At 72.1% G+C, this 24388-nt stretch carries 26 protein-coding genes, 3 tRNA genes and 1 CRISPR repeat array; of the genes, 13 read left to right on the top strand and 16 right to left on the bottom strand.

Annotated features, from left to right (window positions below):
- Positions 1–28: 28 nt before the first annotated feature.
- Positions 29–856: a hypothetical protein gene (locus ACFXG1_RS13215; RefSeq protein WP_384742388.1), complete on the bottom strand. Its 828-nt coding sequence runs from the start codon at positions 854–856 to the stop codon at positions 29–31.
- Positions 857–1004: 148 nt separating this feature from the next.
- Between ACFXG1_RS13215 and ACFXG1_RS13210 the strand changes: the two genes are divergently transcribed.
- From ACFXG1_RS13210 to ACFXG1_RS13190, 5 genes are all read left to right on the top strand, one after another.
- Complete coding sequence (locus tag ACFXG1_RS13210) at positions 1005–1577, top strand: hypothetical protein (RefSeq protein WP_384716294.1); 573 nt, start codon at positions 1005–1007, stop codon at positions 1575–1577.
- Between the two features lie 175 nt (positions 1578–1752).
- Positions 1753–2799 (top strand): rod shape-determining protein, encoded by a 1047-nt coding sequence (locus ACFXG1_RS13205; RefSeq protein ID WP_384716297.1) that lies wholly within the window; start codon positions 1753–1755, stop codon positions 2797–2799.
- 50 nt (positions 2800–2849) lie between these two features.
- Positions 2850–4523, top strand: coding sequence for a GAF domain-containing protein (locus ACFXG1_RS13200; protein ID WP_384716300.1), 1674 nt, complete (start codon positions 2850–2852; stop codon positions 4521–4523).
- 78 nt (positions 4524–4601) lie between these two features.
- Positions 4602–5846 (top strand): MFS transporter, encoded by a 1245-nt coding sequence (locus ACFXG1_RS13195; protein WP_384716303.1) that lies wholly within the window; start codon positions 4602–4604, stop codon positions 5844–5846.
- A gap of 6 nt (positions 5847–5852) precedes the next feature.
- Positions 5853–7340 carry an acyl-CoA synthetase gene (locus tag ACFXG1_RS13190; RefSeq protein WP_384742385.1) on the top strand — a complete coding sequence of 496 codons (1488 nt, stop codon included), beginning with the start codon at positions 5853–5855 and terminating at the stop codon, positions 7338–7340.
- A 21-nt stretch (positions 7341–7361) separates the two neighbouring features.
- On the opposite strand, the gene ACFXG1_RS13185 is transcribed toward ACFXG1_RS13190, so the two are convergent.
- Genes ACFXG1_RS13185 through ACFXG1_RS13170 form a run of 4 tightly spaced genes read right to left on the bottom strand, consistent with a single transcriptional unit; the run spans position 7362 to position 9260 of the window.
- Positions 7362–7697 carry a hypothetical protein gene (locus ACFXG1_RS13185; protein WP_384742384.1) on the bottom strand — a complete coding sequence of 112 codons (336 nt, stop codon included), beginning with the start codon at positions 7695–7697 and terminating at the stop codon, positions 7362–7364.
- 11 nt (positions 7698–7708) lie between these two features.
- Positions 7709–8485, bottom strand: coding sequence for an SAM-dependent methyltransferase (locus ACFXG1_RS13180; RefSeq protein WP_384742382.1), 777 nt, complete (start codon positions 8483–8485; stop codon positions 7709–7711).
- A gap of 5 nt (positions 8486–8490) precedes the next feature.
- A complete protein-coding gene (locus ACFXG1_RS13175; RefSeq protein ID WP_384742380.1) occupies positions 8491–9090 on the bottom strand; it encodes a hypothetical protein in 600 nt (199 codons plus the stop codon).
- Positions 9091–9095: 5 nt separating this feature from the next.
- Entirely contained in the window at positions 9096–9260 is a 165-nt protein-coding gene (locus tag ACFXG1_RS13170) for a hypothetical protein (protein ID WP_384742378.1), read from the bottom strand.
- 272 nt (positions 9261–9532) lie between these two features.
- On the opposite strand from ACFXG1_RS13170, the gene ACFXG1_RS13165 reads away from it, so the two are divergent.
- The 5 genes from ACFXG1_RS13165 to ACFXG1_RS13145 all read left to right on the top strand — a co-directional run bounded on the left by ACFXG1_RS13165 (position 9533) and on the right by ACFXG1_RS13145 (position 13391).
- Positions 9533–10858: a hypothetical protein gene (locus tag ACFXG1_RS13165; RefSeq protein WP_384715088.1), complete on the top strand. Its 1326-nt coding sequence runs from the start codon at positions 9533–9535 to the stop codon at positions 10856–10858.
- 88 nt (positions 10859–10946) lie between these two features.
- The gene (locus ACFXG1_RS13160; protein WP_384715085.1) at positions 10947–11312 is read left to right on the top strand and encodes a hypothetical protein; all 366 of its coding nucleotides are present in this window, start codon (positions 10947–10949) and stop codon (positions 11310–11312) included.
- A 276-nt stretch (positions 11313–11588) separates the two neighbouring features.
- Positions 11589–11744 carry a hypothetical protein gene (locus ACFXG1_RS13155; RefSeq protein ID WP_384715082.1) on the top strand — a complete coding sequence of 52 codons (156 nt, stop codon included), beginning with the start codon at positions 11589–11591 and terminating at the stop codon, positions 11742–11744.
- A 101-nt stretch (positions 11745–11845) separates the two neighbouring features.
- Positions 11846–12925, top strand: a complete 1080-nt coding sequence (locus ACFXG1_RS13150; protein ID WP_384715079.1) for a methyltransferase domain-containing protein — start codon at positions 11846–11848, stop codon at positions 12923–12925.
- Between the two features lie 31 nt (positions 12926–12956).
- On the top strand, positions 12957–13391 hold the full coding sequence (locus tag ACFXG1_RS13145; protein WP_384715076.1) for a VOC family protein: 435 nt from the start codon (positions 12957–12959) through the stop codon (positions 13389–13391).
- A 362-nt stretch (positions 13392–13753) separates the two neighbouring features.
- Here the strand turns inward: ACFXG1_RS13145 and ACFXG1_RS13140 are convergent, their stop codons facing one another.
- From ACFXG1_RS13140 to ACFXG1_RS13115, 6 genes are all read right to left on the bottom strand, one after another.
- Positions 13754–14629 carry a glycosyltransferase family 2 protein gene (locus ACFXG1_RS13140; protein WP_384715073.1) on the bottom strand — a complete coding sequence of 292 codons (876 nt, stop codon included), beginning with the start codon at positions 14627–14629 and terminating at the stop codon, positions 13754–13756.
- 104 nt (positions 14630–14733) lie between these two features.
- Positions 14734–15127: direct repeats of the CRISPR family, unit length 28 nt; unit sequence GGACCACCCCCGCACACGCGGGGACGAC.
- Positions 15128–15283: 156 nt separating this feature from the next.
- Positions 15284–17227 (bottom strand): ABC transporter permease, encoded by a 1944-nt coding sequence (locus ACFXG1_RS13135; protein WP_384715070.1) that lies wholly within the window; start codon positions 17225–17227, stop codon positions 15284–15286.
- A gap of 4 nt (positions 17228–17231) precedes the next feature.
- Positions 17232–18071, bottom strand: coding sequence for a molybdate ABC transporter substrate-binding protein (modA, locus tag ACFXG1_RS13130; RefSeq protein ID WP_384742375.1), 840 nt, complete (start codon positions 18069–18071; stop codon positions 17232–17234).
- 23 nt (positions 18072–18094) lie between these two features.
- Positions 18095–18502: a molybdopterin-binding protein gene (locus tag ACFXG1_RS13125; protein ID WP_384721343.1), complete on the bottom strand. Its 408-nt coding sequence runs from the start codon at positions 18500–18502 to the stop codon at positions 18095–18097.
- Between the two features lie 208 nt (positions 18503–18710).
- Positions 18711–18920, bottom strand: coding sequence for a hypothetical protein (locus tag ACFXG1_RS13120; protein ID WP_384721340.1), 210 nt, complete (start codon positions 18918–18920; stop codon positions 18711–18713).
- Between the two features lie 79 nt (positions 18921–18999).
- Positions 19000–19554, bottom strand: a complete 555-nt coding sequence (locus ACFXG1_RS13115) for an alpha/beta fold hydrolase (RefSeq protein WP_384721337.1) — start codon at positions 19552–19554, stop codon at positions 19000–19002.
- A gap of 296 nt (positions 19555–19850) precedes the next feature.
- Between ACFXG1_RS13115 and ACFXG1_RS13110 the strand changes: the two genes are divergently transcribed.
- Positions 19851–20789: an N-acetylmuramoyl-L-alanine amidase gene (locus ACFXG1_RS13110; protein WP_384742372.1), complete on the top strand. Its 939-nt coding sequence runs from the start codon at positions 19851–19853 to the stop codon at positions 20787–20789.
- A gap of 45 nt (positions 20790–20834) precedes the next feature.
- Here ACFXG1_RS13110 and ACFXG1_RS13105 read toward each other — a convergent pair whose 3' ends face one another.
- From ACFXG1_RS13105 to ACFXG1_RS13085, 5 genes are all read right to left on the bottom strand, one after another.
- A complete protein-coding gene (locus tag ACFXG1_RS13105) occupies positions 20835–21242 on the bottom strand; it encodes a PIN domain nuclease (protein ID WP_384722857.1) in 408 nt (135 codons plus the stop codon).
- Entirely contained in the window at positions 21239–21472 is a 234-nt protein-coding gene (locus ACFXG1_RS13100) for a type II toxin-antitoxin system VapB family antitoxin (RefSeq protein ID WP_384722854.1), read from the bottom strand. The genes ACFXG1_RS13105 and ACFXG1_RS13100 overlap by 4 nt, the downstream gene beginning before the upstream one ends.
- A gap of 174 nt (positions 21473–21646) precedes the next feature.
- Positions 21647–21720 (bottom strand) — tRNA-Ile (locus tag ACFXG1_RS13095).
- A gap of 255 nt (positions 21721–21975) precedes the next feature.
- Positions 21976–22048 (bottom strand) — tRNA-Asn (locus ACFXG1_RS13090).
- 5 nt (positions 22049–22053) lie between these two features.
- Positions 22054–22126 (bottom strand) — tRNA-Asn (locus tag ACFXG1_RS13085).
- Between the two features lie 177 nt (positions 22127–22303).
- Here ACFXG1_RS13085 and ACFXG1_RS13080 point away from each other — a divergent pair.
- On the top strand, positions 22304–22603 hold the full coding sequence (locus ACFXG1_RS13080) for a YtxH domain-containing protein (protein WP_384722851.1): 300 nt from the start codon (positions 22304–22306) through the stop codon (positions 22601–22603).
- Positions 22604–22657: 54 nt separating this feature from the next.
- On the top strand, positions 22658–24208 hold the full coding sequence (locus ACFXG1_RS13075) for an FGGY family carbohydrate kinase (protein WP_384742369.1): 1551 nt from the start codon (positions 22658–22660) through the stop codon (positions 24206–24208).
- Positions 24209–24388: the final 180 nt, after the last annotated feature.

Below are 24388 nucleotides of genomic sequence, written 5' to 3'. Positions count from 1 at the left end.
GGGGGGGCGGGGGCGGCGGGGGCGGGGCCTACCCGGGGGGCGCGGGGCCCGCGCCGGGGGGCGGGGGGGGCCCGGGCGTCCGGGGGGGCGAGGGGGCGGGGTGGGCGGGGGGCGGCGCGCCCCACGGCTTCGGCGCGGCCGGGGCCGTCACGACGCGGCTCGGCGAAGGACCCGGGCGCGTCCCGGCCCCGGTACCGGTCGCGGTCGCGGTCGCCGTGGGCCGTCCCGACCCCCGCGACCCGGGGTGCTCCGACGGCCGCCCGGTCACGGCGTCCGGCTCGTCGGGGACCGTGCCTTCCTCGGGCGCCTCGGGCGCGGGCAGCGGTTCGCCCCGGCTGAGGTCCTTCTCCTTGACGCGGGCGGAGCCGTCGCCCTCCCGGGCCAGCTCCGTCAGGCTCAGCGCGCCCCCGGCAAGTACCAGCCCGAGGACTCCGACGATGACGTTACGGCCCCGCCTGCTGCGGGCCCGCCGCCCACCGGGCCGGGTCCTGGTCCGGCCCCGGGACGCGGCGCGCCGACCGCCCCGGCCCCGCTCCCCCGCCCCGGAGCGCCCGCCTCCGGGCACCGGGCGCGCGCCCGGATCCGTACCGCCCTCTCCGCCGTCCCGGCCGTCCCGCGTACGCCAGGACACCTCGCCCAGCTCGATGACGTCGGCGTCGACGTCGGCATCGACATCGCCGCTACCCGTGCCGTGGCCGCGCGCGGGAGCCGGCTCCGGCACGCCGTACCCGGATCGCCCGCCCGGGTCCTCCCGTCCACCGGCGGGGTCGCGGCGCAGCTCGTGAGCGGGGGTTCCGCAGCCCGCGCAGGCGAGGGCGCCGTTGAGGTGTCGTCGGCACTGATGGCAGTAATCCATGGCGCCCGCAGGTTATGGGGCGCCATGAGACAGAAGTGACGGGCCGTGTGAGGATCCTGTGGGGACTCTCCACCCACGGGTGAATCGGGGTTTGAGGCATTGACATCCCCGGCGGATGTCCACCCGGCGCTTCGCACCGTCGGGGAGGATGGCGGGCATGACCACGCCACCCCCGCCCTTCGGTCCGCCCGACTTCCAGCTCGTCCTGCTCCGCCGGATGGCCGACCACCAGCCGGGACTGGTCGAGGACGCCCGCCGGGAGCTGGGCGCTTCGGCCGCCGGGATGCGCGAGGCCAACCGCCGCTGGCAGGCGATGTGCCGCTCCCGCTCCCCGCGCGGCGCGCTCGCCCGCTACCGCTCGGTCCTCGGCCCGCCCGAGTCCTCCGTCCGCCGCCGGGTCGGCGATCTGGAGTGCGAGGCCCATCGGTGGCCCGTCCCCCTCTGGCCGGATCTGCGGTTCGAGGTGACCGCGATGGTCCCGGGCGGCGCGGTGTGGAACGAGTGGCTGGTACGGGCGCCGGGCGCCGCCGCCCCCGTACTCCGTACGGTGGACGATCTGACGCCCTGGTCCTGTACGGCTGACGAGGCGGCCCGCGCGTTCGCCCCGGCGACTCCGATGGAGGGATCCGCGCCGACACGCTGGCAGGTGTCCTTGACACTGCCCGAGGGGCGGCGCGTGGTGGCCGAATTCAGCTGGGGCCTGCTGCAACGCCTGCTCTGACCCTCTTTCCGATGACGCCCCGTCAGGCACCCCGGTGACCCGGGCGTAACCCGGGCGGCCCACCCGACGCGCGCCGCCGCCGCCCCGGACGGACGATGCGAGAGCGACCACGTACCGCGCGTACCGCGCCTACCGCCGGATCGCCGGATCGCCGTACCGCCTCGGGAGGATCGTCGTGAACGTCAGTCTGGAGCAGCTGCGCCGTTGCCATGTCGCCGTGGACCTCGGCGCGGCCCGTACCCGGGTCTTCGTCAAGGGCGCCGGACTCGTGGTCGACGAACCGAGCGTCGCCGCCGTGAACACCAGGACCGGGTCCCTCATCGCCGTCGGCGCGCTCGCCGAACAGATGACGGGCCGCACCCCCCACTACATCCGGGTCGCCCGCCCGGTCTCCGGCGGAACGGTCGTCGACATCGAGATGGCCCAGCGGATGCTGCGCCATCTGCTGGGCGAGAAGCTCCGCCGCCAGCTCCGCCGCAAGCCCCGGCTGCGCGCGGCGGCCTGTACGCCCCACGACGCCGACCCGCTGGCCCAGCGCGCGGCCGTGGAGACCATGATCGGTCTCGGCGCCCGCCGGGTCGAGCTGGTGGACACCCTGATCGCGGCGGCCGTGGGCTGCGGACTGCCCGTGGAGCAGCCGACCGCCACCATGATCATGGTGTGCGGGGCGGCGACCACCCAGCTCGCCGTGTTGTCCCTGGGCTCGATCGTGCGGGCCGAGCGGGTGCCGGTGGGCGGCAACGCCATCGACGCCGCGGTGATCCAGCATCTGCGGACCCAGCACGAGCTGATGCTGCCCAGCCAGTCCGTACGCCCCCTCCAGCTCGCCCTCAGCGGCAACGGTCTGACATCCCAGGGGCCCGAGGTCACCGAGATCCACGGCCGGGACGTCGCCACCGGCCTGGCCCGTACGGTCCATGTCGACACGGCGGCGGTACGCAACGCCATCCACACCCCCTTGACACTGGTACTCGACGGCATCGGCCGGGTCCTCAGGGACTGCCCGCCCGATCTGGTCGCCGACCTCGCCGACCGGGGTATCACCATGGTCGGCGGCAGCGCGCTGCTCCCCGGCCTCGACCAGATGCTGCGCGACACGACGGGGATGCCGGTGGAGATCGCCGAGCGCCCGGACATCTGTGCGATCCTCGGCCTCGGGGCGATGCTGGAGGGCAAGATCCAGCCACTGGTCCTGAATCCGCTGGCGGAGGTCGCCCGGTAGACGTACGACGCGGGGCCGGACCCGGCGGCGCGAGGGGAGGCGGGAAGCCCGTGGACGACGGCGCTCCCCCGCTGCACGTCCTGCTGGAGGCGGTCCTCGGCCTGGGCACCGATCTCGAACTGCCCGCCACGCTCCAGCACATCGTCGACACGGCCGCAGCGCTCACCGGCGCCCGGTACGGCGCGCTCGGCGTCATCGACCCGGAGCGCGGCACCCTCTCCGACCTCTTCACCTGCGGGATGAGCGATGAGGAGCGGCACCGGATCGGCCGGCTGCCGACGGGGGACGCGGGCATCGTCGGGCTCCTCATCCGCGATCCCCGGCCCCTGCTGATCGACGACCTCACCCAGGATCCCCGCTCCTCCGGCGTCCCCGACGCCCACCCCGTGATGCGGTCCTTCGTGGGTGTCCCGATCCGGGTGCATACCGAGGTCTTCGGCAATCTCTATCTGACGGAGAAGCACGGGGGCCCCTTCACGGAGGGGGATCTGGCGCTGCTGCGGATGCTCGCATCCCAGGCGGGTACGGCGATCGGCAACGCACGGCTGTACGAGACCGCCCGCCAGCGGGAGCGCTGGATCGAGGGCGCGGCGGCCGTGACGACGGCCCTGCTGACCGGCAGCAGCGCGCAGGACGCCCTGATGACGGTGGCCGAACGGGCGAGGATCCTGGCGGGGGCCGCGGCCGGGGTGGTCCTCCAGCCGACGGCCGACGGGGGTATGGAGATCGTCGCGGCGTCGACTGACGCGGACACCGGCGGTCCCTTCACCGACACCGACGACGGCGACCGCGGCACCGGCACCGACCGCGACCGCGACCACGACCGCGACGGCGACCGCGACACCGGCTCGTCGGACGACATCGTGGGAACGACCATCGCCCCCGGCTCCCCCGTCCTGGTCCAGCTCCTCGGCGGCGAGCCGGTGTTCGTCGAGGACTCCGCGACGGACCCCAGGATGACCACCCATGTGAGGACCCGCTTCGGCCCCTCGATGATGCTGCCGCTCCAGTCCGGCGGCCGGCTCATCGGCACCCTCGCCCTGCCCCGAAGCCGCGACGGCCGCCCGTACAGCGCCCTCGAACGGCTGCTGGCCTCGCAGTTCGCCTCCCAGGCCGCCCTCGCGCTCGTACTCGCCGACGCCCAGCACAACCGCGAGCGGCTGGCCGTGTTCGAGGACCGCGACCGGATCGCCCGCGATCTGCACGATCTCGTCGTCCAGCGGCTGTTCGCCACGGAGATGATGTTGGAGTCCGCGCGCCGCCGGGCCCTGCCCGAGGCTTCGGAGGCGGCGGAGCTGATCGGCCGGGCGGTCGACGAACTCGACTCCACCATCCAGGAGGTCAGGACCACCATCTTCGCCCTCCAGCAGCCGCCCGCCGACGCGCCGACCGGTTTCCGCGGCCGGGTGCTGCGGGAGACGGCGGGCGCCGCCGCGCTGCTCGGCTTCCCGCCGTCGGTGCACTTTCGCGGCCCGGTCGACGCGCTGATCCGCCCGCCCGCCGACGAGCGGCTGATCGCGGCCCTGCGCTCGGCGCTCGCCGCCGCGCACCGCCGCCCCGGTGTCGGCGCGGTCGAGGTGGTGGTGGACGCGACGGTCCTGCTCGGGGACGGCGCGCCCGGGATCCGCCTCACGGTCGGCGACGACGGCGCGCCGGAACCAGGCGCCGGGCCGGAGGCCGGGAGCGCCCGGGGCCGTACGACCGTCTGGGAAGCACCCCGGTAGCGCCTCGACCATGCGGGGCGCCGCCCGTACGGAGTACCCCAGCGCGCCCGGCCCCCGCCCCCGCCCTTGACTGGCGGTGTGGACCACGTCGCCAGCGGCCCCTTCGCCGCGTACCGCAATCTCGCCGCGGCCACGATCGGCTTCACCCTCACGTTCTGGGCGTGGAACCTGATCTCACCGTTGGGCGGCTTCTACCAGGACCGGCTGGGTCTCGACTCCTTCCAGCAGTCGGTCCTGGTCGCGGTGCCCGTCCTGGTCGGGTCCCTGGGCCGGGTCCCGGTCGGCGCGCTCACCGACCGCTATGGCGCCCGGGTGATGTTCCCCCTGGTCAGCGCCGCCACGATCGTGCCCGTACTGCTGCTGATCCCGGCGAAGAGTTCGTACGCGGCGATGCTCGCGACGGGTTTCCTGCTCGGCCTCGGCGGGACCACGTTCGCGATCGGCGTACCGCTGGTGAACTCCTGGTTCCCGCCCGCCCGGCGCGGTCTGGCGATCGGGATCTTCGGGATGGGCATGGGCGGTGTCGCCCTGTCCGGCTACTTCACCCCGCGGATCGCGAAACACGGCGAGAACCTCCCCTTCCTGGTGGTCGCCGCCGCCCTCGCCGTCTTCGCCGTCCTCTCCTTCTTCCTCATCACCGACCGGCCGGACCGGAAAATCCCCACCGAGTCCCTCGGGGTGCGGCTGGCGCGCGCCGGGCGGCTGCGGGTCACCTGGGAGCTGTCGGCGCTGTACGCGATCGGGTTCGGCGGGATCGTGGCGTTCGGGGTCTATCTGCCGACGTATCTGCGGACCTGGTACGAGCTGGACCCCACCGACGCGGGCACCAAAGCCGCCGGATTCGCCCTGGTCACGGTGGTGTTCCGGCCGTTCGGCGGCTGGCTGTCGGACCGGGTCCATCCGGCGTACGTCACCGCCGCCGCGCTCGGCCTGGTGGCGCTGACCGCGATCGCCCAGGCCTTCGACCCGCCGCTGAACCCGGGCGGCACCCTCTTCCTGCTGCTCATGGCGGCCGGCCTCGGCGCCGCGTCGGGCGCTGTGTTCGCCCTGGTGGCGCGGGTGACTCCGCAGTCGCAGATCGGCAGCGTCACCGGGATCGTGGGCGCGATGGGCGGCCTCGGCGGCTTCGTACCACCGCTGGTGATGGGCGCGATCTACAGCGCCAAGGGTTCGTACGCCATCGGCTTCATGCTGCTGTCGGACCTGGCGCTGGCCGGCTGTGTCTACGCGTACGGGAGGATGCGCACCGCCGGGGCGGACACCGGGAGCCCCGGGCTGAAGAATGGGGCGAAGCCCGGCAGCCCGGCCACCGACGGAGGATGACCCGCCATGACGGACGACGACCTGACCCACGACGACGACACCTACGGCGCCGGGGACCTCTTCCCGGCGCTGCGGTCGTCGTCCGGCCGCCCGGCCCTGCGGTTCGGGGACCGGTCGCTGACGTACGGCGAACTGGCGGACGCCGCGGGTGAGCTGGCGGTACGGATCGGCGGCGCGTCCCGGGTCGCGCTGTGGGCGACGCCGACGCTGGAGACCGCCGTCGGTGTGGTGGCCGCGCTGCTCGCCGGGGTGCCCGTCGTACCGCTGAACCCGAAGACGGGCGAGCGGGAGCTGGGGCACATCCTGGCGGACAGCGCGCCCCGGCTGGTGCTGGCGGGCCCCGGGGACGAACTGCCCGCGCCGCTGGCGGCGCATGAGCGGGTCGACATCCCGGTGACGGGGGTCGGCGGACCGCCGCCGGGTCCGGTGGACCCGGCCGCCCCGGCGATGGTCGTCTACACCTCGGGCACCACGGGCCCCCCTAAGGGCGCCGTGCTGCCGCGCCGGGCGATCGCCGCCACCCTGGACGCGGTCGCCGACGCCTGGGCGTGGACCGGGGACGACGTCCTGGTGCACGGGCTGCCGCTGTTCCATGTCCATGGGCTGATCCTCGGGGTCCTCGGGCCGCTGCGGCGCGGCGGGGAGCTGCGCCATCTGGGACGGTTCTCCGTCGACGGGGTGCGGCGCGAACTGGCGGACGGCGGGACGCTGCTGTTCGGTGTGCCGACGATGTACCACCGGCTGGCGGAGACGGTCGACGAGGACCCGGCGCTGGTGAAGGCGCTGGCGGGGGCGCGGCTCCTGGTGTCGGGTTCGGCGGCGCTGCCGCTGCCCGACCACACCCGGCTCACCACCGCCACCGGCCGCCGGGTCGTGGAGCGGTACGGCATGACGGAGACGCTGATGAACACCAGCGTCCGGGCCGACGACCCGACACCCAGGCCGGGCTCGGTCGGGGTACCGCTGCCGGGCGTGGGACTGCGGCTGGTGGACGACGGCGGGCAGCCGGTGACCTCGTACGACGGGGAGACCATCGGGGAGATCCAGGTCCGGGGCGCGAACCTCTTCACGGGCTATCTGAACCGGCCGGACGCGACGGCGGCGGCGTTCGACGGCGACTGGTTCCGCACCGGGGACATGGGCGTACGGGACGCGGACGGCTCGGTACGGATCGTGGGGCGGCGGGCCACGGACCTGATCAAGAGCGGCGGCTACAAGATCGGCGCCGGGGAGATCGAGAACGCGCTGCTGGACCACCCCGGGGTACGGGAGGCGGCGGTCACCGGCGAGCCCGACCCGGACCTCGGCGAGCGCGTGGTGGCCTGGATCGTCCCGGCCACCCCGGACACCCGCCCGTCACCGGCCGAGCTGGCCGCCCACGTATCCGCCCAGCTGGCGCCCCACAAGCGCCCGCGCGTGATCCATTTCCTGGACGCGCTGCCGCGCAACGACATGGGCAAGATCATGAAGCGGGCGCTGGGTATGGACGCGTAACGCGGACCGGGGTCGATGCCGTTAAGCCTCCGCTGTCCGCGTGACTTTGGCGTGTCCGTTGGTGATGGTGATGTGCCATTGGTTTCCGGGTTGGTTGCCGTGGCAGTGGAGGTGGCCGGTGAAGGTGTGGTCGGGGAAGGTGTTGAGGGCGTGTTGGATTTGGTGGGTGAGGGCGTGGGTGTCGTGGCGTCGGGTGGTGAGGTGGGTGGCGTTGCCGGTGGTGTCGAGGTGGAGGATGAGGTCGCAGCCGTAGGGCGGGGTTTCGGGGTTGTCGGGGTGGTACGGAGTCGCCTGTGTCAGGCGCTGTGGGAGGGGCGGTTGGATTCGGATCTCGCCGGTGACGCGGATGGTGTGCACGGAGGGTTCTTTCAGGTGAGGTGTCCGATGGCGCTGTAGGTGTGGTCGGTGGGTGGTGCGTGGTTGTCGGTGTGGGTGGGGTGCCATTGGGCGGTGGGGACGAGGCCGGGGCCGATGGGGGTGAGGCCGTCGAAGAAGGCGGCGATCTCCTCGAAGCCCCGGGGGTAGGTCGGCAGTCCGGCGTCGGTCAGGAGGCGTGCGGCCCGGTGGATTGTCTGGGGGTCGTGTTCGTGGGTGAGGTGGGTGGCGACGAGGGCGCTGCGGGTGGGGAGGGCGTTGAGGAGGCGTCGTACGGCCGCGTGTGGATGGTCGTCGTCGGTGATCTGGTCGAGGACGCCGGTGGCGACGAGTGCGACGGGCTTCCGCAGGTCGAGGTGGAGGGCGATGTCGGTGAGGATGTCGTCGGGTTGGCGCAGGTCGCCGGTGAGGGAGCGGATTCCGCTTCCGGCGTCTTCGTAGGCGGTGTTGAGGTGGGCGGTGACTTCGGGGTCGTGGTCGATGTACAGGACGCGGGTCCGGTTGTGGTGGTGCCGGGTGGCGATGTGGTGGGTGGCAGGGGTGGTGTGGGGTGGAAGGCCGGGTCCGATTTCCACGATCTGCCCGATCCCGAGGTCGCGTACGAGGTGGGTGACGGCGCGGAGGTGGAAGGCGCGGGTGGCCCGGGCGATGGCGTGGACGGGATACCCGATACCCACGAGCTGCTGCACCAGAGCCTCGTCCCCGGGGTAGCTGTCGCGTGCTTCGGCCGGGTCGCCGAGGGCGGCGTGGTGGACGCGGGCGCTGCTCACGGGCTTCATGGGAGGTGGGTGGGGGTGCAGCCGATGAGGCGGGTGACGGCGCGCTCGGCGAGGAGCCAGGGCAGTCGGGGGTCTTCGTGCGGCAGGGCCACGGGTTGCGGGGTGGTGCCGGGGGTGTGGAGGGTGCCGTGGTAGCCCCACGGCCTGGGGTAGCGCACCCGTACCGCCGTGTGCGCCTTCGCGAGCGCCGGACACTGCCGCAGGGCGAGCACGGCGCAGGGGGTGGGGCAGATCGGTGGGGTGAGGGTCAGCGCCTCCTCCACCGCGTCGTCCACGCCTGCGAGGAGCCACAGCCGGCCCTCGCGGGAGTGGGGCGGCTTGGTGCCGCAGACCTGGCACAGGAGCTGGTCGGCGGCTTTGTGCTGGCGCCGGGGATCGACCTGGTCGTACAGCGGATACCCGCCCGCATCCGTGCTCCGGTGCCCCCGTCCGCGCGCCAGCAGCACCCCGTCGTACGTGCGGTCGTGCACGCCTTCGTCGGCGTAGGCGATCCCCCGCCCGCCGGGGGCACGGACCAGGGGTGCGGGCAGCTCCGGCGCCCCGGACCACGGCGTGATCCACGGCACCACCCGCCCCCGGAACACCGGAAGCTCCATACCGGTCACCGGGCCACCACCCGATTCTCGAACACATCGAGAACGTGCTCCGGACAGGCGACAACACCCGGCCGCACCTCCACCGGCGCCGCCGTCTCCCGCCCACACACCCCACACACCACCGCATCGACGACAGGCCGAGGCTCGGCCAGCAAGCTCTCCAGAGTCATCGCAACCACCTCGTGCGGACGAACACATGGGCGACAGATGCACGCATACGGATGATCAGCTCCTCGAAAGCTGCGCGGTCCAAACCCGGGTGGAGCGTCGCCGGACAATCCACTTGGGGGCTTTGAAACAAGAGGCAACAGCGGTAACCCGTTTCAGCTGTGGGCTGTTGGGCCATTGAAGAACGGACGCAGCCTTGCGGTAACCAGGCGGAGAGGGGCCCATGATGGGGGTACCCGTCGTGGGGGTACCGCCGCTCAGCCAAGGGGCCACAATGGAACCGCTGTCGCCAACTGCTCTCCCCACCACGTTGCTGAACGACCCGCGCGTCCGCGCCGCGTTGGAACGCTGCGACATCGGGGCGGTGTTCGCCCTGGCGCATGCCCAGGGCGGCTTGAGCTTCAACCGGATCGGGGAGGCGTGCGACATTCGTCCCGAACGTGTCAGCCGTATGGCGCGCGGAGATGGGACGGTTAGTTCGTTGCCGGTGCTTGAACGCATCGCAGACGGACTCAGAATCCCCGGCGCCCGCCTAGGCTTGGCAGCACGCCCGTGGGAAATCGGGCCAATGCCGGACACCAACGACGATGAACAGGAAGACGACCCAATGAAGCGCCGCGCAGTACTCCGCGGCGCGCTCGCGGCCGGAATGGCAGGTCCCGGGCTCGCCGCACTCACGACCACCCGCAAGGACGTCGACGCCGCCCTCGCCGCCGACCGGGCCACAGATCTGGACTACTGGGAGTCCACGACCGAACGGTACGGCTACGGCTACCACGGCCAAGACCCCGCAGCCGTTCTCGGGGACCTCGCCGCCGAGTTCGATGACCTCAGACCACTGCTGACCCGCCCCCACAGCGACGCGGATCGCTCCGTTCTCGCCCATGTCACAGGGCAGTTGGCAGGAATGGTGGCCATCGTCCTCCACGACTTGGGGCACCATCGTGAGTCCCATCGGTGGAGCGCCACCGCCGCTCGGGCGGCGGAGAAGTCCGGCGATCGACTGCTCCATGCCTGGGTACTCGCCCGCGAAGCGATGGTGCCGCTCAACTATGGAGCGGCCGCCGCCTCCGCCCGCCTCGCGGACCGCGCACGCCACATCGCCGGTGCCGCACCGAGCGCGGCGGGAGCCCTCGCCTCGGCGGTCGCTGCTCGCGCTTACGCGGTCAGCGGTGACCGGCAGCGCGCACTCGACGCGGTGGCCGACGTCGAACGACTGGCGGACCATTTGACCCCGCAACAGCGTGCGGACACCTGGTTCGGATACCCCTTGCAGAAACACCACGTCCATCTGTCCCAGGCGTTCACCCACCTCGGAGAGACACGACGGGCGTACGAGACCCAACAGGCCGCGCTCGCGCTGACACGCACGCCATCGCTCATGACGAGGGCATTGATCACGATCGACGAAGCCACTTGCCGGGCCCACGACGGCGACCGCGACACCGCCGCCCGGCTCGCAGCCCGCGTCTACGGTGACCTGCCGGAGGCGTATCGAACGGGGTTGACGAGGACACGAACTCTGGCGCTGTATCGAGCACTCCCCCACGACACACCCGGCCGCGACACCCTCGCCGACGCCCTGAGTGCGGTTGCTTGAACCAGCGGCGATTCCGGCCGTCGGCCCGTGGCCCCATCCGGAGCCGAGAACGATCGCTTCCCGGAAAACCGAAACGAAAAGGAGTCGCATGTCGCAGACCGAAGGCGCACGACTGTTCCGCGAGGCATGGATCGCCGGAGTGCGGCGGCACTTCCCGGGGGAACCGAAGGCCGGGTACATCACCCCTTGGGACGACACACCGGAGTGGGAGCGGCAAGCCGCGGGATCCGTATACGAGCAGGTCCGCCGGTTCGTCGAGATCAGCGGCGGACACACGGCCCGGCTCTCCCGCGAACAGAAGGGCCGCTTCGTCGCCATCTGCTGGACCGCGCAGATGTTCAAGCACTTCGAGGACCCGAAGCCGGGGTACGTGGCCGACTGGCCCGATCTGCCGACGTGGCAGCAGGAAACCGACGCGGACATCTTCGAGGCCATCGAGAAGTCCCTCGGCTGAACGCCGGGCATCCTGAGAATTCCCCACATTAGTCGGGGTGTCCACGAGACGTGTGAGGTCATTGAAAGACCGGTTACTCGCGCCGCTACCGCAGGTTCCGTCGATCTCGACCCTGCGCATCTGCGAAAACGTTTCAACAAACCCCATCACGAGTGGCCAAATGATGTGTCACCCACCCGAGGTATTTTTGCAGAGGGCTCAATTGCGGGCTGTTGACCGGCTCCACTCGTCTCTACAGTCCTGTATGAGTCCATACGGTGAGCTTGGGAGGTCGTGATGGTCGAGTCGGTCATGCGCAGCGGCGGCGGCGAGGACAGTGGAGACGGTGGCGGGAGCAATGACAGCCTCCCGGGGCAGCCGTGGACTCCGCCGCAGGAGCCGCCGAGTCCTGACGGCAGTACCCCCGAAGGGGACGGCAAGCACCGCAAGTGACGGCTCCCGGGCCGTCGAGACGCGCGCGGCGGGACGAAGTGCGGCGCGGGCTCCTTGAATCCGGGGCCCTGGTCCCGGCATGGGTTCCGTCCTTCGAGGCCGTGCCGCGATCCGCGTTTCTGCCCGATGCGATGTGGCCCTACGACATGGAAACGGGCGCGAGCGTCAGGGTGTCGAGAAGCGACGACCCCGAGAGGTGGAACGCGTACGCGGACGCCGATGTACCGGTCGTCACCCAGTGGGACGACGGTGCCCATACGGGCCCGGAACCCGGGCGGCTGTCCACGTCCTCGGCGTCGATGCCGAGCGTCGTCGCCCGTATGCTCCGAGATTTGGATGTACGTGACGGTGACCGGGTGCTGGAGATCGGCACCGGGACGGGGTGGAACGCCGCCCTGCTCGCCCACCGCCTCGGTGCCGCGAACGTGGTCACCGTAGAAGTGGACGCCACCGTCGCCGAAGCCGCCCGCGACCGGCTCGCCGGGTTCGGGCCGGGCCCGGAAGTGGTCACCGGCGACGGGCTGCTCGGTCATCCCGCCGGGGCACCGTACGACCGGGTCATCGCCACGGCCGGTGTGCGCGGTCTCCCGTACGCGTGGGTCGAACAGACCCGGCCGGGCGGGCGGATCGTCGCGCCATGGGGAACGCGCTTCAGCAATGTGGACTGCCTCGCCGGCCTCGTCGTCGCCGACGACGGACGAAGCGCCTCGGGGCCGTTCACGGGAACGGTCGAGTTCATGAAGATCCGTTCCCAGCGGCACCGGCTCGACCAGGCCGCGTACCTCCCGGACGGGTTCCCCGGTGACGCCGACACAGGGGTGACCGACCTGACCGCGACGGACCTCGGGCTCGACGACCGGTTGCGGCACCCATTCGCCGCCGTGGCGGGACTGCTGATCGGGGACTGCGCACTGTTGGCCGACCGGCGTGGCCCGGCTGTCAGCGCATGGCTCTACGGCCTGACCGACCTGTCGTGGGCCGCCGCGGTACTCGCAGACGGCTCGACGGAGAACACCGTCTACCAAAGCGGGCCACGACGTCTCTGGGACGAACTGGCCGGTGCTCACAGGTGGTGGGCGGCCGCCGGGTGTCCCGGGCCGACGCGGTTCGGGCTGACGGTGACCGCCACCGGTACGACGGCCTGGTGCGACGACCCTGTGAACAACTTGCCCATCGCTTGATTCGCACACCAGGCGTGCGGAAACTGGCGCGATGGCCGACGAAACTACTGCTCCCCAAGTGTGGCGCAGGCATAACGACTCATCCGACCTGCGCGAACCCCGGGTGCTCATCAGGGTGTTCGTCGAACCCGGCGAGCTGGAATCCCGCATCGCGTTCTATGAACGCCTGCAAGACGTCGACGCCGATGCCCGCTTCGCGTTCCCCGCAAAGAATCTCCGCCTGGCGACGGTCGGCGCGTTCCTCCTGATCGAGGGCGGCCGGGAGGATCTGCGGCCGTTCCGCAGCACCACGGGGACCCTGCTCGTCGACGATGTCCGCCCCTATTACGACCGGCTCGTGGCCGAGGGTGCGGAGATCGTCTTTCCGCTTCAGGAGGTACCGACCGGGGCCGGGTTCAACGCTCGGCATCCGGACGGCACCGTGGTGGAGTACGTCCATCACCGGCCGACCGTGGACGGCCACTGACGCCCCGGTCCTCGGGCGGCAACAGCCGCGACGGCCGGCCGGACCCGGCACGCTCACCACCTACGTCGCCGACTCGTGAGTGATCTCCGCGACCAGGCCGGGGGCTTCCGCGGACGTCACCAGGACCCGCAGCCGGGACCGGAACAACCCGCATCCGCGAGTGGGAGCAGCGCTCGATGCGTACGCCCTTCTGAGGCCGACTAGGGAGTTTCTTTCGGATCAGGCCGGATCAGTGAGCGGGGTCTGGTGCCGTGGATCGCAAGGCGGAGGATGGAGTCCACGCGGAGCGTCGACGACTGACGACAACGCGGCGAGGCGCGGTGCCAGGGCACGCGAGCCCGGCAAGATCCGAAAGAGACGACCTAGATCACCGGCGGACGCCCCAGCCTGGTCATCCGCCACACCGTGCGCCACCGGATGGGTTTTCGCGGCGGGCACGGCACGCGCACCCCTTCGAAGAATCCGGCCCACCACGCCTTGAGGCCCTCCGTCGGAGGCCTCTGTTTGACGGTGTACGCCGCCCATGTCATCAGGTACACGGGCACCAGGACGGCGGGCAGATGCCGTTTCGCCAGCCAGACGCGGTTGCGGCCGGTGTTGCGGTAGTAGAGGGCGTGGCGCGAGGGGGCGGTGCGGGGGTGGTTGAGTACGAGGTCGGCGCGGTAGTGGATATCCCATCCGGCGTCCAGGGCGCGCCAGGCGAAGTCGGTCTCCTCGTGCGCGTAGAAGAACGGGGTCGGGAACGCGCCGACTTCGTCGATCACGCTCATACGGATGGCGTGGCCGCCGCCGAGGTAGGTGGTGACCGGTCCGGACTTCAACGGGTCGGAGGCGCCCAGGCGGGGGACGTGCCTGCGCTGGGTCAGCCCGTCCTCATCGGCGATGCGGAAGCTCACGATCCCCAGCCGGGGGGCAACGGTGAACGCCTCCCTCACCAGGCGCAGGGTGTCGGTCCCGGGCAGGAGACCGTCGTCGTCCAGGATCACCACGATGTCCACGCCGCCGTGTTTCCGCAGCCATGCGACACCGGCGTTCCTGCCTCCGGGGATCCCGAGGTTCTCCGGTAGTTCGACGGCCACCACCCCGGCCGGGAGATCCGGCACCCCGGTGCCCTGGCCCAGTACGACAACCGTGGCAGCGCCCCCGTCCTGCGCGGCCACCGAATCGAGGAGGGCCCGTAGTTCCGGCTCGCGGTTTCCCATGGTCAGCACGATGACGCCAAGGGTGAGAGTGTTCATTTGGTCCCTCATGCGGTGGACAGCAGGACTTCGGCGGCCCGCTGGTGCAGTCGCTCCGCGCCGGGGACAACGAGTGGCCGGCAGGCGGGGAGACGGGGGCACCGGATCCACCCCCGCATACGCGGGGACAACCCGTACGCGGTGGGGCTCGACATCAACACCGCGGGGCCACCCCCGCACACGCGGGGACGACCTCGGCACCGACGCCCGCGGAGAGTCGGCCTACGGACCACCCCCGCACACGCGGGGACGACATCGAGCAGCTACCCGACGAGGAGTTCGCCCAGGGACCACCCCCGCACACGCGGGGACGACCGCCGCGCCGACCCCGCGAACTGGTACCCGAGCGGACCACCCCCGCACACGCGGGGACGACACCCCGAGGTCCGGCTTCGTCATCGCCCACATCGGACCACCCCCGCACACGCGGGGACGACGAACCATCGTTCGAGACCGAACCCGGGTCACCCGGACCACCCCCGCACACGCGGGGACGACACTTCCTGACCTGCACTTCTTCCGGCAGTCAACGCGCATTTCATTTACTTGGCTCAAGCAGCCGGACCCGCTGGCCGGCCTCGTGTCGTCAGCATCTCGCACACAGCCTCCGTCATGCACGCCGCCACCTTAGGAAGGACCCCCTCCCCCAGGGCCTCACAGCGCCACCGTCACCACCTCCGTCGCCTTCACGCTCGTCCATACCTTCACGCCCTCCGCCAGGCCCGACTCCGTCGCCGACTCGTGGGTGATCTCCGCGATCAGGTCGGGGGCTTCCGGGGATGTCACCAGGACCCGCAGGCGGGCGCCCGATGTCGTGATCTCGCGGATTGTGCCGGGGTGGACGTTGCGGGGGCTGCCCGTGGGGCGGGTGGGGTGGAGGGCGATGGATTCGGGGGCGATCACCGCGAGGATCTCCGTGCCGGGGGGTGGGGGGTCGGCGACGGTCAGGGGGTGGCCGCCGTCTCGTAGCGTGATCGAGCCGTCCGGGGCCACCGTGCCGGGGTAGGCGTTGCGGCCCAGCATGCGGGCGACCCACGGGGAGCGGGGGTGGCGGGTGAGTTCGGTGGGTGGGGCGTCCTGGACGGGGGTGCCGTTGTCGAGGACCAGGACGCGGTCGGCCAGGGAGACCGCATCCACCGGGTCGTGGGTGACGATCAGGCAGACGCCGCCGAAGCCGTCGAGGTGGCGGCGCAGGGTGTGCCGTACCCGGGCGCGGGTGGTCTGGTCGAGCGCCGCGAGCGGTTCGTCGAGGAGCAGCAGACGGGGGCCAGCGGCCAGCGCGCGGGCCAGGGCGACGCGTTGGGCCTGGCCGCCGGAGAGCTGGGCGGGGCGGCGGTGGGCGAGATGGCCCACGCCGAGGCGGTCGAGCCAGCGGCGGGCGGTGCGGCGGGCCTCCGTACGGGGGACGCCGTGGGAGCGCAGCCCGTACGCCGTGTTGTCGAGCGCGCTCAGATGCGGGAAGAGCGCGCCGTTCTGGGGGACCCAGGCGACCCGGCGCCGGTGCGGGGGCAGCCGGGTGACGTCCTCGTCGCCGAGGCGGAGTTCGGCGTGGGCGCGCGGGGTGAGGCCGAGGAGGGCGCGGAGCAGGGTCGTCTTCCCTGCTCCGTTGGGGCCGACGACGGCGATCGTGGTGCCGGGGGCGGCGTCGAGGGTGAGCCGGGTGAAGCCGGTGACCCGGGTGTGGAGGGACCACCGGCCGTCCGGGGGGTCGCCCGACGGAGCGTCGTCGTAGGTGTCGTCTCCGGGGGCGGCGTCGGCAGAGGTACGGTCGGCGACCGCGCCGCCGGTCCACCGGCCGCGCAGGGCGATCAGGACGGCCATGGCGATGGCGAGCAGCAGCAGCGATACGGAGGTCGCGGCGGCCGGGTCGTCCTGGAGGAGCAGATAGACCTGGAGCGGGAGGGTCTGCGTCACCCCGGGGAGGTTGCCCGCGAAGGTGATCGTCGCCCCGAACTCGCCGAGCGCCCTGGCCCAGGTGAGGGCGGCGCCCGCGAGGAGGCCGGGGGCGACCATCGGGAGGGTGACGGTACGGAACACCCGCAGGGGTGAGGCGCCGAGGGACGCGGCGGTCTCCTCGTACTCCGGGCGGAGCCCGTTGAGCGCGCCTTCGAGGCTGATGACGAGGAACGGCATCGCGACGAACGTGGCGGCGACCACCGCGCCCGAGGTGTGGAACGGCAGGGTGATCCCGAAGGTGTCCTCCAGCCACGGCCCGAGGAGTCCGCGCCGCCCGAAGCCGAGGAGGAGCGCCACACCGCCGACGGTGGGCGGCAGCACCATCGGCAGCATGACGAGGGTGCGGACGAGGGCCTTGCCGGGGAAGTCGGTACGGGCCAGCAGCCAGGCAAGGGGCACACCGAGCAGCAGGGACAGGCCGAGCGCCCAGAACGAGACGAGGAGCGAGAGGCCGAGGGCCTCGGTCACTCCGGGGCTGGTGAGATGGGTGCCGAGTTCGGACCAGTCGGTACGGGCGAGGATGCCGATCAGCGGCAGCAGCAGGAACGCGACGGCGAGCAGGGCGGGTACGGCCAGGGCTGCGGGGACCCGGGCGCGCGGGCCGCGCTCCCGGGTCCCGTACGGAAGAGGCTTGCGGAGCACGGGCTTACGGCTGCTGGAAGCCCGCGTCGAGGAGGAGCTTCCGTGCCTCGGGGCCGTTGAGCCAGGTCACGAACGCGGTCGCGGCGGCCTCGTTCTTCGTGGTCTTGAGGGTGGCAGCCGGATACTCGGCGACGGCGTTCTGGGCGTCGGGGATCTCGATCGCGTCGACCTTGTCGGGCGCGGTGGCGGCGTCGGTGCGGTACACGAGTCCGGCGTCGGCCTCGCCCAACTGGACCTTGCTCAGCACGGCCCGGACGTTCGGCTCCTGGGAGACGGGTTTCACGGTGATGCCCTGGGCGTCCAGGATCTTCTTGCTGTAGCGGCCGATGGGTACCTCGGGCGCGGCGAGGACGACCTTCAGCTTCGGGTCGGCGAGGTCCTTCAGGGCGCCGACCTTGCGCGGGTTGCCGTCCTCGACGGCGATGACGAGCCGGTTCTTGGCGATCACGGCGGGGGTGCCGGTCTCGCCCTTCAGCCCGTCCATGGTCTTGATGTCGGCGGTGACCAGGGCGTCGGCGGGGGCGCCCTGGCGGACCTGGGCGGCGAGCTCCTGGGATCCGGCGAAAGAGAAGGTGATCTCCGTGCCGGGGTTGGCCTTCTGGTACGCGGCGCCCGCCGTCGTGAAGACGTCCTTCAGGGACGCGGCGGCCAGCACGGTCAGCTCGGCTTTCGGCGGCTTGCCGCCGTCCCCGGAGCTCTTGGACTCCCCGGAGCCGCCGGAATCGTTGTCACCGCACGCGGTGAGCGGTACGAGCAGGGCGACGGCGGCGGTCAGCGCGAGCGCGGCGCGGCGGACGGCACGGCGGGTCGGGCGGGGTACGGGGCGCGTCGGTACGGGGACCATCGGGCGGGGCTCCTTCACAGGGGTCAGGGACGGTCGATGTGGACACTGGTCGACTTCACCCGGGCCGTGGCCTCCATCCCGACCTCCAGGCCCAGCTCCTCGACGGCTTCCCGGGTGAGCAGGGACACCAGCCGGTGCGGTCCGGCCTGGATCTCGACCTGCGCGGCGATGTCGCCGAGCTTCACGGCGGTGACGATGCCGGGGAAGGCGTTACGGGCGGAGGTGTACGAGGGCTCCCCCTCGTCGCCGTCGTCGCCCTGGGCGAGTTCGACGGAGAACGCGGCCAGGTCCCGGCCTTCGATGAGGCGCCGGCCGGCGTCGTCGCGGTGGGTGGCCACCCGGCCCGCGTCGGCCCAGCGGCGCACGGTGTCGGGGCTGACGCCCAGCAGGCGCGCGGCCCGGCCGATCGTATAGGACTGCATATGCGACAAGATATGTGCGCCAGGGTTGCAGACACAAGGTGATATGCCTGATCAACCCGCAGATGCAAGCCTCGGGCGGAATGGCGCCGAGGCCGCTTGACCAACCCCCCGGGCGGGCGGAGACTCGAAGTGCGCGCACCTCGCGGGCGCGCGGATTCCACCATGGAGGCCCCGACCAGTCCCCTCCGGTCGGGGCCTTCACCAGGCGTCCGGGACATCAGGCCGCGGGCGGTTCACCGCTCCCGCGGACCCGGGCCTTGAGCTGCTTCTCCACCTCGTAGCGGCTCACCCCGCCCTCCCGCGCGTAGGCGGTGATCGCCGCCTGTACCGCGGCGGCGGTCTCCACGGCCAGCCGCCCTTCGCGGATCTCCGCCCACGCCCGGATCTCCAGCTCCACCAGCTCGTCCGGCAACTCGATTTCAGCCATGGCCGAAATCTTATGTCGCGGACCTGTCGAGGTACGCCCGCGAGCACGTGCTTGCGGGCGCGTGCCTACGAGCGCGTGCCTACGGGCGCGTCGAGCGCGGCGGCCGCGGCGTCGAAGCGGCCCGCCCGTAGAAGAAGGGGGCGGCGATGTCCCGGTCGGCGGCATAGGCGCCGCGGGCGGACGCGTACCAGGGCTCGTCCGCCCTGAGTGCTTCCGCCGCGCGCCGGTCGGCGCCGGTGAAGTCGATCCCGAGGGCACGGGCACGGGCGCGGGCGGTGACGAGGACGAGGCCGCGGACCCGGTCGGGATGGCGGGCCGCGTACAGCAGCGCCGTATCGCCGCCCTCCGAGTGGGCGAGCAGATCGAGGCCCGGGAGTCCCAGCCGCAGCCGGAGCGCCTCGATGTCGTCGACCTGGCGGTCGCAGCGGTACGTATCCGGGTCGGCGGGCGCACCGGACGCCCCGGTTCCGCGCGGGTCGAGCAGGACGAGCCGCCGGTCCACCGTCAGCCCGCCGAGGTCGCCGAGGTAGGCGGCGGCGCGCATGGGGCCGCCGGGCAGACAGATCAGCGGTTCGCCCGAGCCGCTGATCCGGCAGGCGAGCGGGGTGCCGTCGAACGCGGCGAAACGGTCCATGGGGGCATCGTCGGCAGCGGGCGGCGAGCACGGCAAGGGGATTCCGGTCCCTCACGCGACGCCCGAGCCGAGCCCGAGCGGCGCCCGCGCGGCGCCACGTACGACGCAACAGACCCACCCGCCCCGGCGATCGGCGCACAAGGGCGCCAACCAGGGGCGTGCACACCGGCATTTACTCCGAAATTCATCTCTTCAGGGGATTTCAGCCCTCAAGTAGCCGATTTTTCCTGTTGCCATGAACGACTCTGCGGATCAGCCGTATGAGTCAGCGTCCCCGCACCACTGGAGAAACGCCGATGGCAACACCGATGACCGCCGCTCAGTTCGAGGCCGCCCTCCGCGCCGAGGGGGTGGAGGTCGCCGAAGTCGGCGACTGGCAGAACCACACCAGGACGGGGTCCGGCCGCCCCTGGGGCCCCGTCCACGGCATCGTGATCCACCACACCGTCACCAAGAGCCCCGTCGATCCCGTACGTATCTGCCGCGACGGCTACTCCGGTCTGCCGGGGCCGCTGTGCCATGCCGTGATCACCAAGGACGGCACGGTCCATCTGGTCGGCTGGGGGCGGACCAACCACGCCGGCGGCGGCGACCCCGTCGTCCTCGAAGCCGTCAAAGCCGAGTCGTACGGCGCCCGGCCCCCCGCCCCCACCAAGGGCAACGCCGACGGCGTCGACGGCAACCGCCACTTCTACGGATTCGAGTGCGAGAACCTCGGCGACGGGAAGGACCCCTGGCCCGCCGCCCAACTGGAGGCCATCGAACGGGTCTCGGCCGCCCTGTGCCGGGTTCACGGCTGGTCATCGAAGTCCGTGATCGGCCATCTGGAGTGGTCGAACGACAAATCCGACCCCAGGGGCTTCACCATGCCCGACCTGCGGGAGAAGGTCGCCGCCCGGCTCGCCGAACGCCCCGCCCCCAAGCCCAAGCCGCCCACCGGGCCGGCCAAGCCGGTGGTCGACCTCTCGAAACTCGTCGCGGCCGCCCGCCAGGACCCCGCCCGCCCCGGCACCCCTGTCAGCTACGCGGGGGTGAAGACCGTCGAACAGGCCCTGGTCAAGGAGGGCCTGCTCACCGCCTCCCTCGCCGACGGCCACTACGGCACCGCCACGAGGAAGGCGTACGCCGCCTGGCAGCGCGGCCTCGGCTACACCGGCCCCGACGCCGACGGCATCCCCGGCCAGAGGTCCCTCCGCGAACTCGGCGCCAAACGCGGCTTCACCATCACCCCCTGACCCCCGGGCCCGGGCCCCGACCGGCGAACCCGCGCGACGCCCGCGTCACCCCCGGGCGTCGCGCTGCTCCACTTCCTTGAGTACCGAGGCCACCGTCACGAAGTCGTTGTCCACATGGAGCACGGTATGGCCGTGGTGGACGGCCGTCGCGCACACCAGGAGGTCGACGGCCCCCGCGGAGCGACGCTGCCCGTGCTGGGTCAGCTTGTACTGGGCGGTGTCCACCCAGCGCCAGCCGTTCTTCGGAACCGGGGCCAAGGCGCACAGGGCGTCCAACTCGTCCGCGACCTCGTCCCGGTGCGCGGGCCCGGTGGCCGAGTACAGAAACTCCGTACGCGTGGGCTCGCACACGAAGAACACCCCGGCGGCGATATGCCCTTCCCATGACCGCAGCGCGTCCGGTGTCCGCAGGAGATACCAGAGGGCCGACGTGTCCAGGAGATAGGTGATCACTCGAAGGCCGCCCGGCGCGCACGCTTGGCGGCCCGGTGGGCCTCGGCGGCGGCGTCGAACTCACCCCGCGCACCGCGCGCCGCCAGCTTCTCGGCGGCCTCCAGCCGCCTGATCCGGGCCACGTAGTCCCGGAGGGCCGCGTTGACCGTCTCCTTCTTGGTCACCGTCCCCATCAGGCGCATCGCCTCGGCCAGCGCCTCGTCGTCGAGGTCGATCTGCGTGACGGACATCCCCATCACCCCGCTCCGTCGACATCCATCATGTACATACAGACGGTACATGACCAACATGCCCGGCGGTGCGCCTTCGGACACGAGAGGGGAAGCGGGAGAAGGGAGTCGCCGCTACCATCGCGGCGCATAAAAAATCCGCAGGCCAGAACGATTCTCTGACCTGCGGCTCGGTGGGGCGGGTGGGACTCGAACCCACGGCCGACGGATTATGAGTCCGCTGCTCTAACCGGCTGAGCTACCGCCCCTAACGGCGCGTCGCGCACAAATGTGCGCGCCGTCTGCCGCAGCATAGCCGGTCATACGATCTGCTGCCTCGGATGGTCGGCCCTGCTCGCAGGTGAAGACTACGCCGCGGCCTGCACGGTTCCCCGCGGTACCGGAAATCACCAGGCTCTCGGGAACACACCCCTCCAACACCTCGTGAGGACAGGGAAGAAGGACCGGACACCATCGGTCCGGAAACGCGAAAAGGACCCGTGACGGGTCCTCTGCGCTTGACGCTCCCCCGGCTGGACTCGAACCAGCAACCCTCCGGTTAACAGCCGAATGCTCTGCCAATTGAGCTACAGGGGATTGCGCTCCCCCGACTGGACTCGAACCAGTAACCTGCCGGTTAACAGCCGGCTGCTCTGCCAATTGAGCTACAGGGGATTGCTGCGTGTGCACCGAACGTACCTACCGGAGGCTTCCCGGAGGGCGTGTGCTCGCTGCGACACATACATTAGCGCAAGCAGGGGGGTGCTCCGCCAATCGGTAGGGTCCCGGGTGATCACGGCCCGGTCCGGGTAGGCGGGCGGGGACCGGGCGTACAGGGAAGGGAGCAGAGCGATGCGGTACAAGCTCACGTTCGCCGTCGGGCTGGGTGTCGGCTATGTGCTGGGCGCGCGGGCCGGCCGCGAGCGCTACGAACAGCTGCGGAAGTCGGTCCGGGAGATGTCGCAGAACCCGGCCGTGCGCAACGCCGCCGAGTCCGCGGCCCAGAACGGACAGCGGCTCGCGGGCAAGGCCCTGCACGTGGTGGGCGACAAGGTAGGGGACCGGCTGCCGGAGTCCGTGGCGGAGCGGGTGCGGTCGCTGCGGGAGCGCGGCCAGGGCGCCGAGGACGACTGGGGCACCAGCAACACATAAGCGGTGGGGTCCGGCGGGACCGGTCGGCGCGGGCGTGGGGCAGAATCCTTCCCCATGGGGATAGTCGCCGGATTGGACAGCTCGTCCGCCTTCAGCCGTGTCGTCGTCTGCGACGAGGACACCGGCACCGTGGTACGCCAGGGATACGCCCAGCACCCCGTGGATCCCAAGGCCACCGACGTCGATCCACAGGCGTGGCTGCTGTCGCTCGGCGAGGCCGCGGCCGGCGGGCTGCTGGAGGGCGTGCAGGCCATCGGCGTCTCCGCGCAGCAGAACGGGCTGGTGGCGCTCGACCAGCAGGGCGCCCCGGTGCGTCCGGCACTGGTGGGGAACGACCGGCGGGCCCAGGTCGCCGCGGCCGAGTTGATCGACGCGCTCGGCGGGCGGCAGGTCTGGGCCGACGCCATCGGCTCCGTACCGCAGGCGACCCGTCCGGTGGCCCGGCTGCGCTGGCTGGCGCAGGCCGAGCCGGAGGCGGCGCGGCGGATCGCGGCCGTGCTCCAGCCGCACGACTGGCTGGTGTGGCAGCTCCTGGGACGCCCGCAGCGGCGGACCACGGACCGGGGCGGGGCCTCCGGCACCGGCTGGTGGTCGGCGGCGACGGGGACGTACCGCTCCGATCTGGTGGAGCTGGCGCTCGGCCACCACTGCGGGCTGCCCGAGGTCATCGGCCCCGCCGACACCGCGGGCACCACCCCCGAGGGGCTGCTGATCTCCGCCGGCACCGGCGAGACGATGGCCGCCGCGTTCGGTCTCGGTGTGGGTCCCGGCGACGCCGTGGTGTCGCTGGGCGCCTCGGGCTCCGTGACGGCCGTGCACCACGAGGCGCTCGCCGACCCGGCCGGGATGATCACCTCGTACGCCGACGCCACCGGGATGCACCTCCCGGTCGTCCACACCCTCAACGCGGTACGGGCCCTCCGCGGCACCGCCGAGCTGCTCGGCGTCGAGGACCTGGGCGCCCTCTCCGACCTCGCGATGAAGTCCACGCCCGGCGCCTCGGGCCTGGTGCTGCTGCCGTATCTGGAGGGCGAGCGGACCCCGGAGCTGCCGCACGCCGCGGGCACCCTGAGCGGGCTGCGCCGGGAGTCGATGCGCCCGGAGCATCTGGCGCGCGCCGCCTTCGAGGGCATGCTCTGCTCCCTCGCCGACGCCATGGACGTGCTGCGCGACCGGGGCGTACAGGTGCGCCGGGTGTTCCTGCTGGGCGCCAGCGCCGATCTGCCCGCGGTACGGTCCGCCGCGCCCGGCATCCTGGGCGCGCAGATCGTCGTACCGCAGCCCGCCGACTACGCGGCCATCGGCGCCGCCCGGCAGGCGGCGTGGGCGCTCGGGGTGTCCCGGGGCTCCCTCTCCCCCGCCGCCCCGCCCGCCTGGCGGCCCGCGGCGCTGGAGGTGCTGGAGCCGGGTGAGGACGCGGCCGTGGGGCGGTCGGTGCGCCAGCAGTACGGGGCGACGCGCGACCAGCTCCACCCGGGGGCGTTCCCGCCGGTGCCCGCGATGGGCGGGAACGGCGCCGGGGGCGCGTACGGCGGCGGCGACGGGACCTACGGCGGCGGCGGGGTGCCGGGCCCGGCCAATCTGGGCCTGGGCGGGCTGCTCTGACCAGCCCCTTGTCGATTTGTCGATCTTGCCGGGCCCGGCTTTGACCCGGGTTTGAGGAAAATCGCCTGGGGTTCGGCGGCCCGGTGCCGCAAGATGGACCGGGGCGTCGCCGTTGCCGGACCTACTTGACCTCGAGTCGGGTCGAGGTTCCATGCTGCTCGCAGCCCCCGGGACCCGCCG

The sequence above is a fragment of the Streptomyces sp. NPDC059248 genome (assembly GCF_042753905.1).
GTDB lineage: Bacteria > Actinomycetota > Actinomycetes > Streptomycetales > Streptomycetaceae > Streptomyces.
Note: the sequence above shows the minus strand (reverse complement) of the source record. Positions and strands in the feature narration are given on the sequence as shown.

Coding starts and splice junctions, on each gene's coding strand:
- ACFXG1_RS13215 (WP_384742388.1), bottom strand. CDS start 856: ATGGATTACTGCCATCAGTGCCGACGACACCTCAACGGCGCCCTCGCC.
- ACFXG1_RS13210 (WP_384716294.1), top strand. CDS start 1,005: ATGGCGGGCATGACCACGCCACCCCCGCCCTTCGGTCCGCCCGACTTC.
- ACFXG1_RS13190 (WP_384742385.1), top strand. CDS start 5,853: ATGACGGACGACGACCTGACCCACGACGACGACACCTACGGCGCCGGG.
- ACFXG1_RS13175 (WP_384742380.1), bottom strand. CDS start 9,090: ATGGAGCTTCCGGTGTTCCGGGGGCGGGTGGTGCCGTGGATCACGCCG.
- ACFXG1_RS13170 (WP_384742378.1), bottom strand. CDS start 9,260: ATGACTCTGGAGAGCTTGCTGGCCGAGCCTCGGCCTGTCGTCGATGCG.
- ACFXG1_RS13165 (WP_384715088.1), top strand. CDS start 9,533: ATGGAACCGCTGTCGCCAACTGCTCTCCCCACCACGTTGCTGAACGAC.
- ACFXG1_RS13160 (WP_384715085.1), top strand. CDS start 10,947: ATGTCGCAGACCGAAGGCGCACGACTGTTCCGCGAGGCATGGATCGCC.
- ACFXG1_RS13155 (WP_384715082.1), top strand. CDS start 11,589: ATGGTCGAGTCGGTCATGCGCAGCGGCGGCGGCGAGGACAGTGGAGAC.
- ACFXG1_RS13145 (WP_384715076.1), top strand. CDS start 12,957: ATGGCCGACGAAACTACTGCTCCCCAAGTGTGGCGCAGGCATAACGAC.
- ACFXG1_RS13140 (WP_384715073.1), bottom strand. CDS start 14,629: ATGAACACTCTCACCCTTGGCGTCATCGTGCTGACCATGGGAAACCGC.
- modA (WP_384742375.1), bottom strand. CDS start 18,071: ATGGTCCCCGTACCGACGCGCCCCGTACCCCGCCCGACCCGCCGTGCC.
- ACFXG1_RS13120 (WP_384721340.1), bottom strand. CDS start 18,920: ATGGCTGAAATCGAGTTGCCGGACGAGCTGGTGGAGCTGGAGATCCGG.
- ACFXG1_RS13115 (WP_384721337.1), bottom strand. CDS start 19,554: ATGGACCGTTTCGCCGCGTTCGACGGCACCCCGCTCGCCTGCCGGATC.
- ACFXG1_RS13110 (WP_384742372.1), top strand. CDS start 19,851: ATGGCAACACCGATGACCGCCGCTCAGTTCGAGGCCGCCCTCCGCGCC.
- ACFXG1_RS13100 (WP_384722854.1), bottom strand. CDS start 21,472: ATGTCCGTCACGCAGATCGACCTCGACGACGAGGCGCTGGCCGAGGCG.
- ACFXG1_RS13080 (WP_384722851.1), top strand. CDS start 22,304: ATGCGGTACAAGCTCACGTTCGCCGTCGGGCTGGGTGTCGGCTATGTG.
- ACFXG1_RS13075 (WP_384742369.1), top strand. CDS start 22,658: ATGGGGATAGTCGCCGGATTGGACAGCTCGTCCGCCTTCAGCCGTGTC.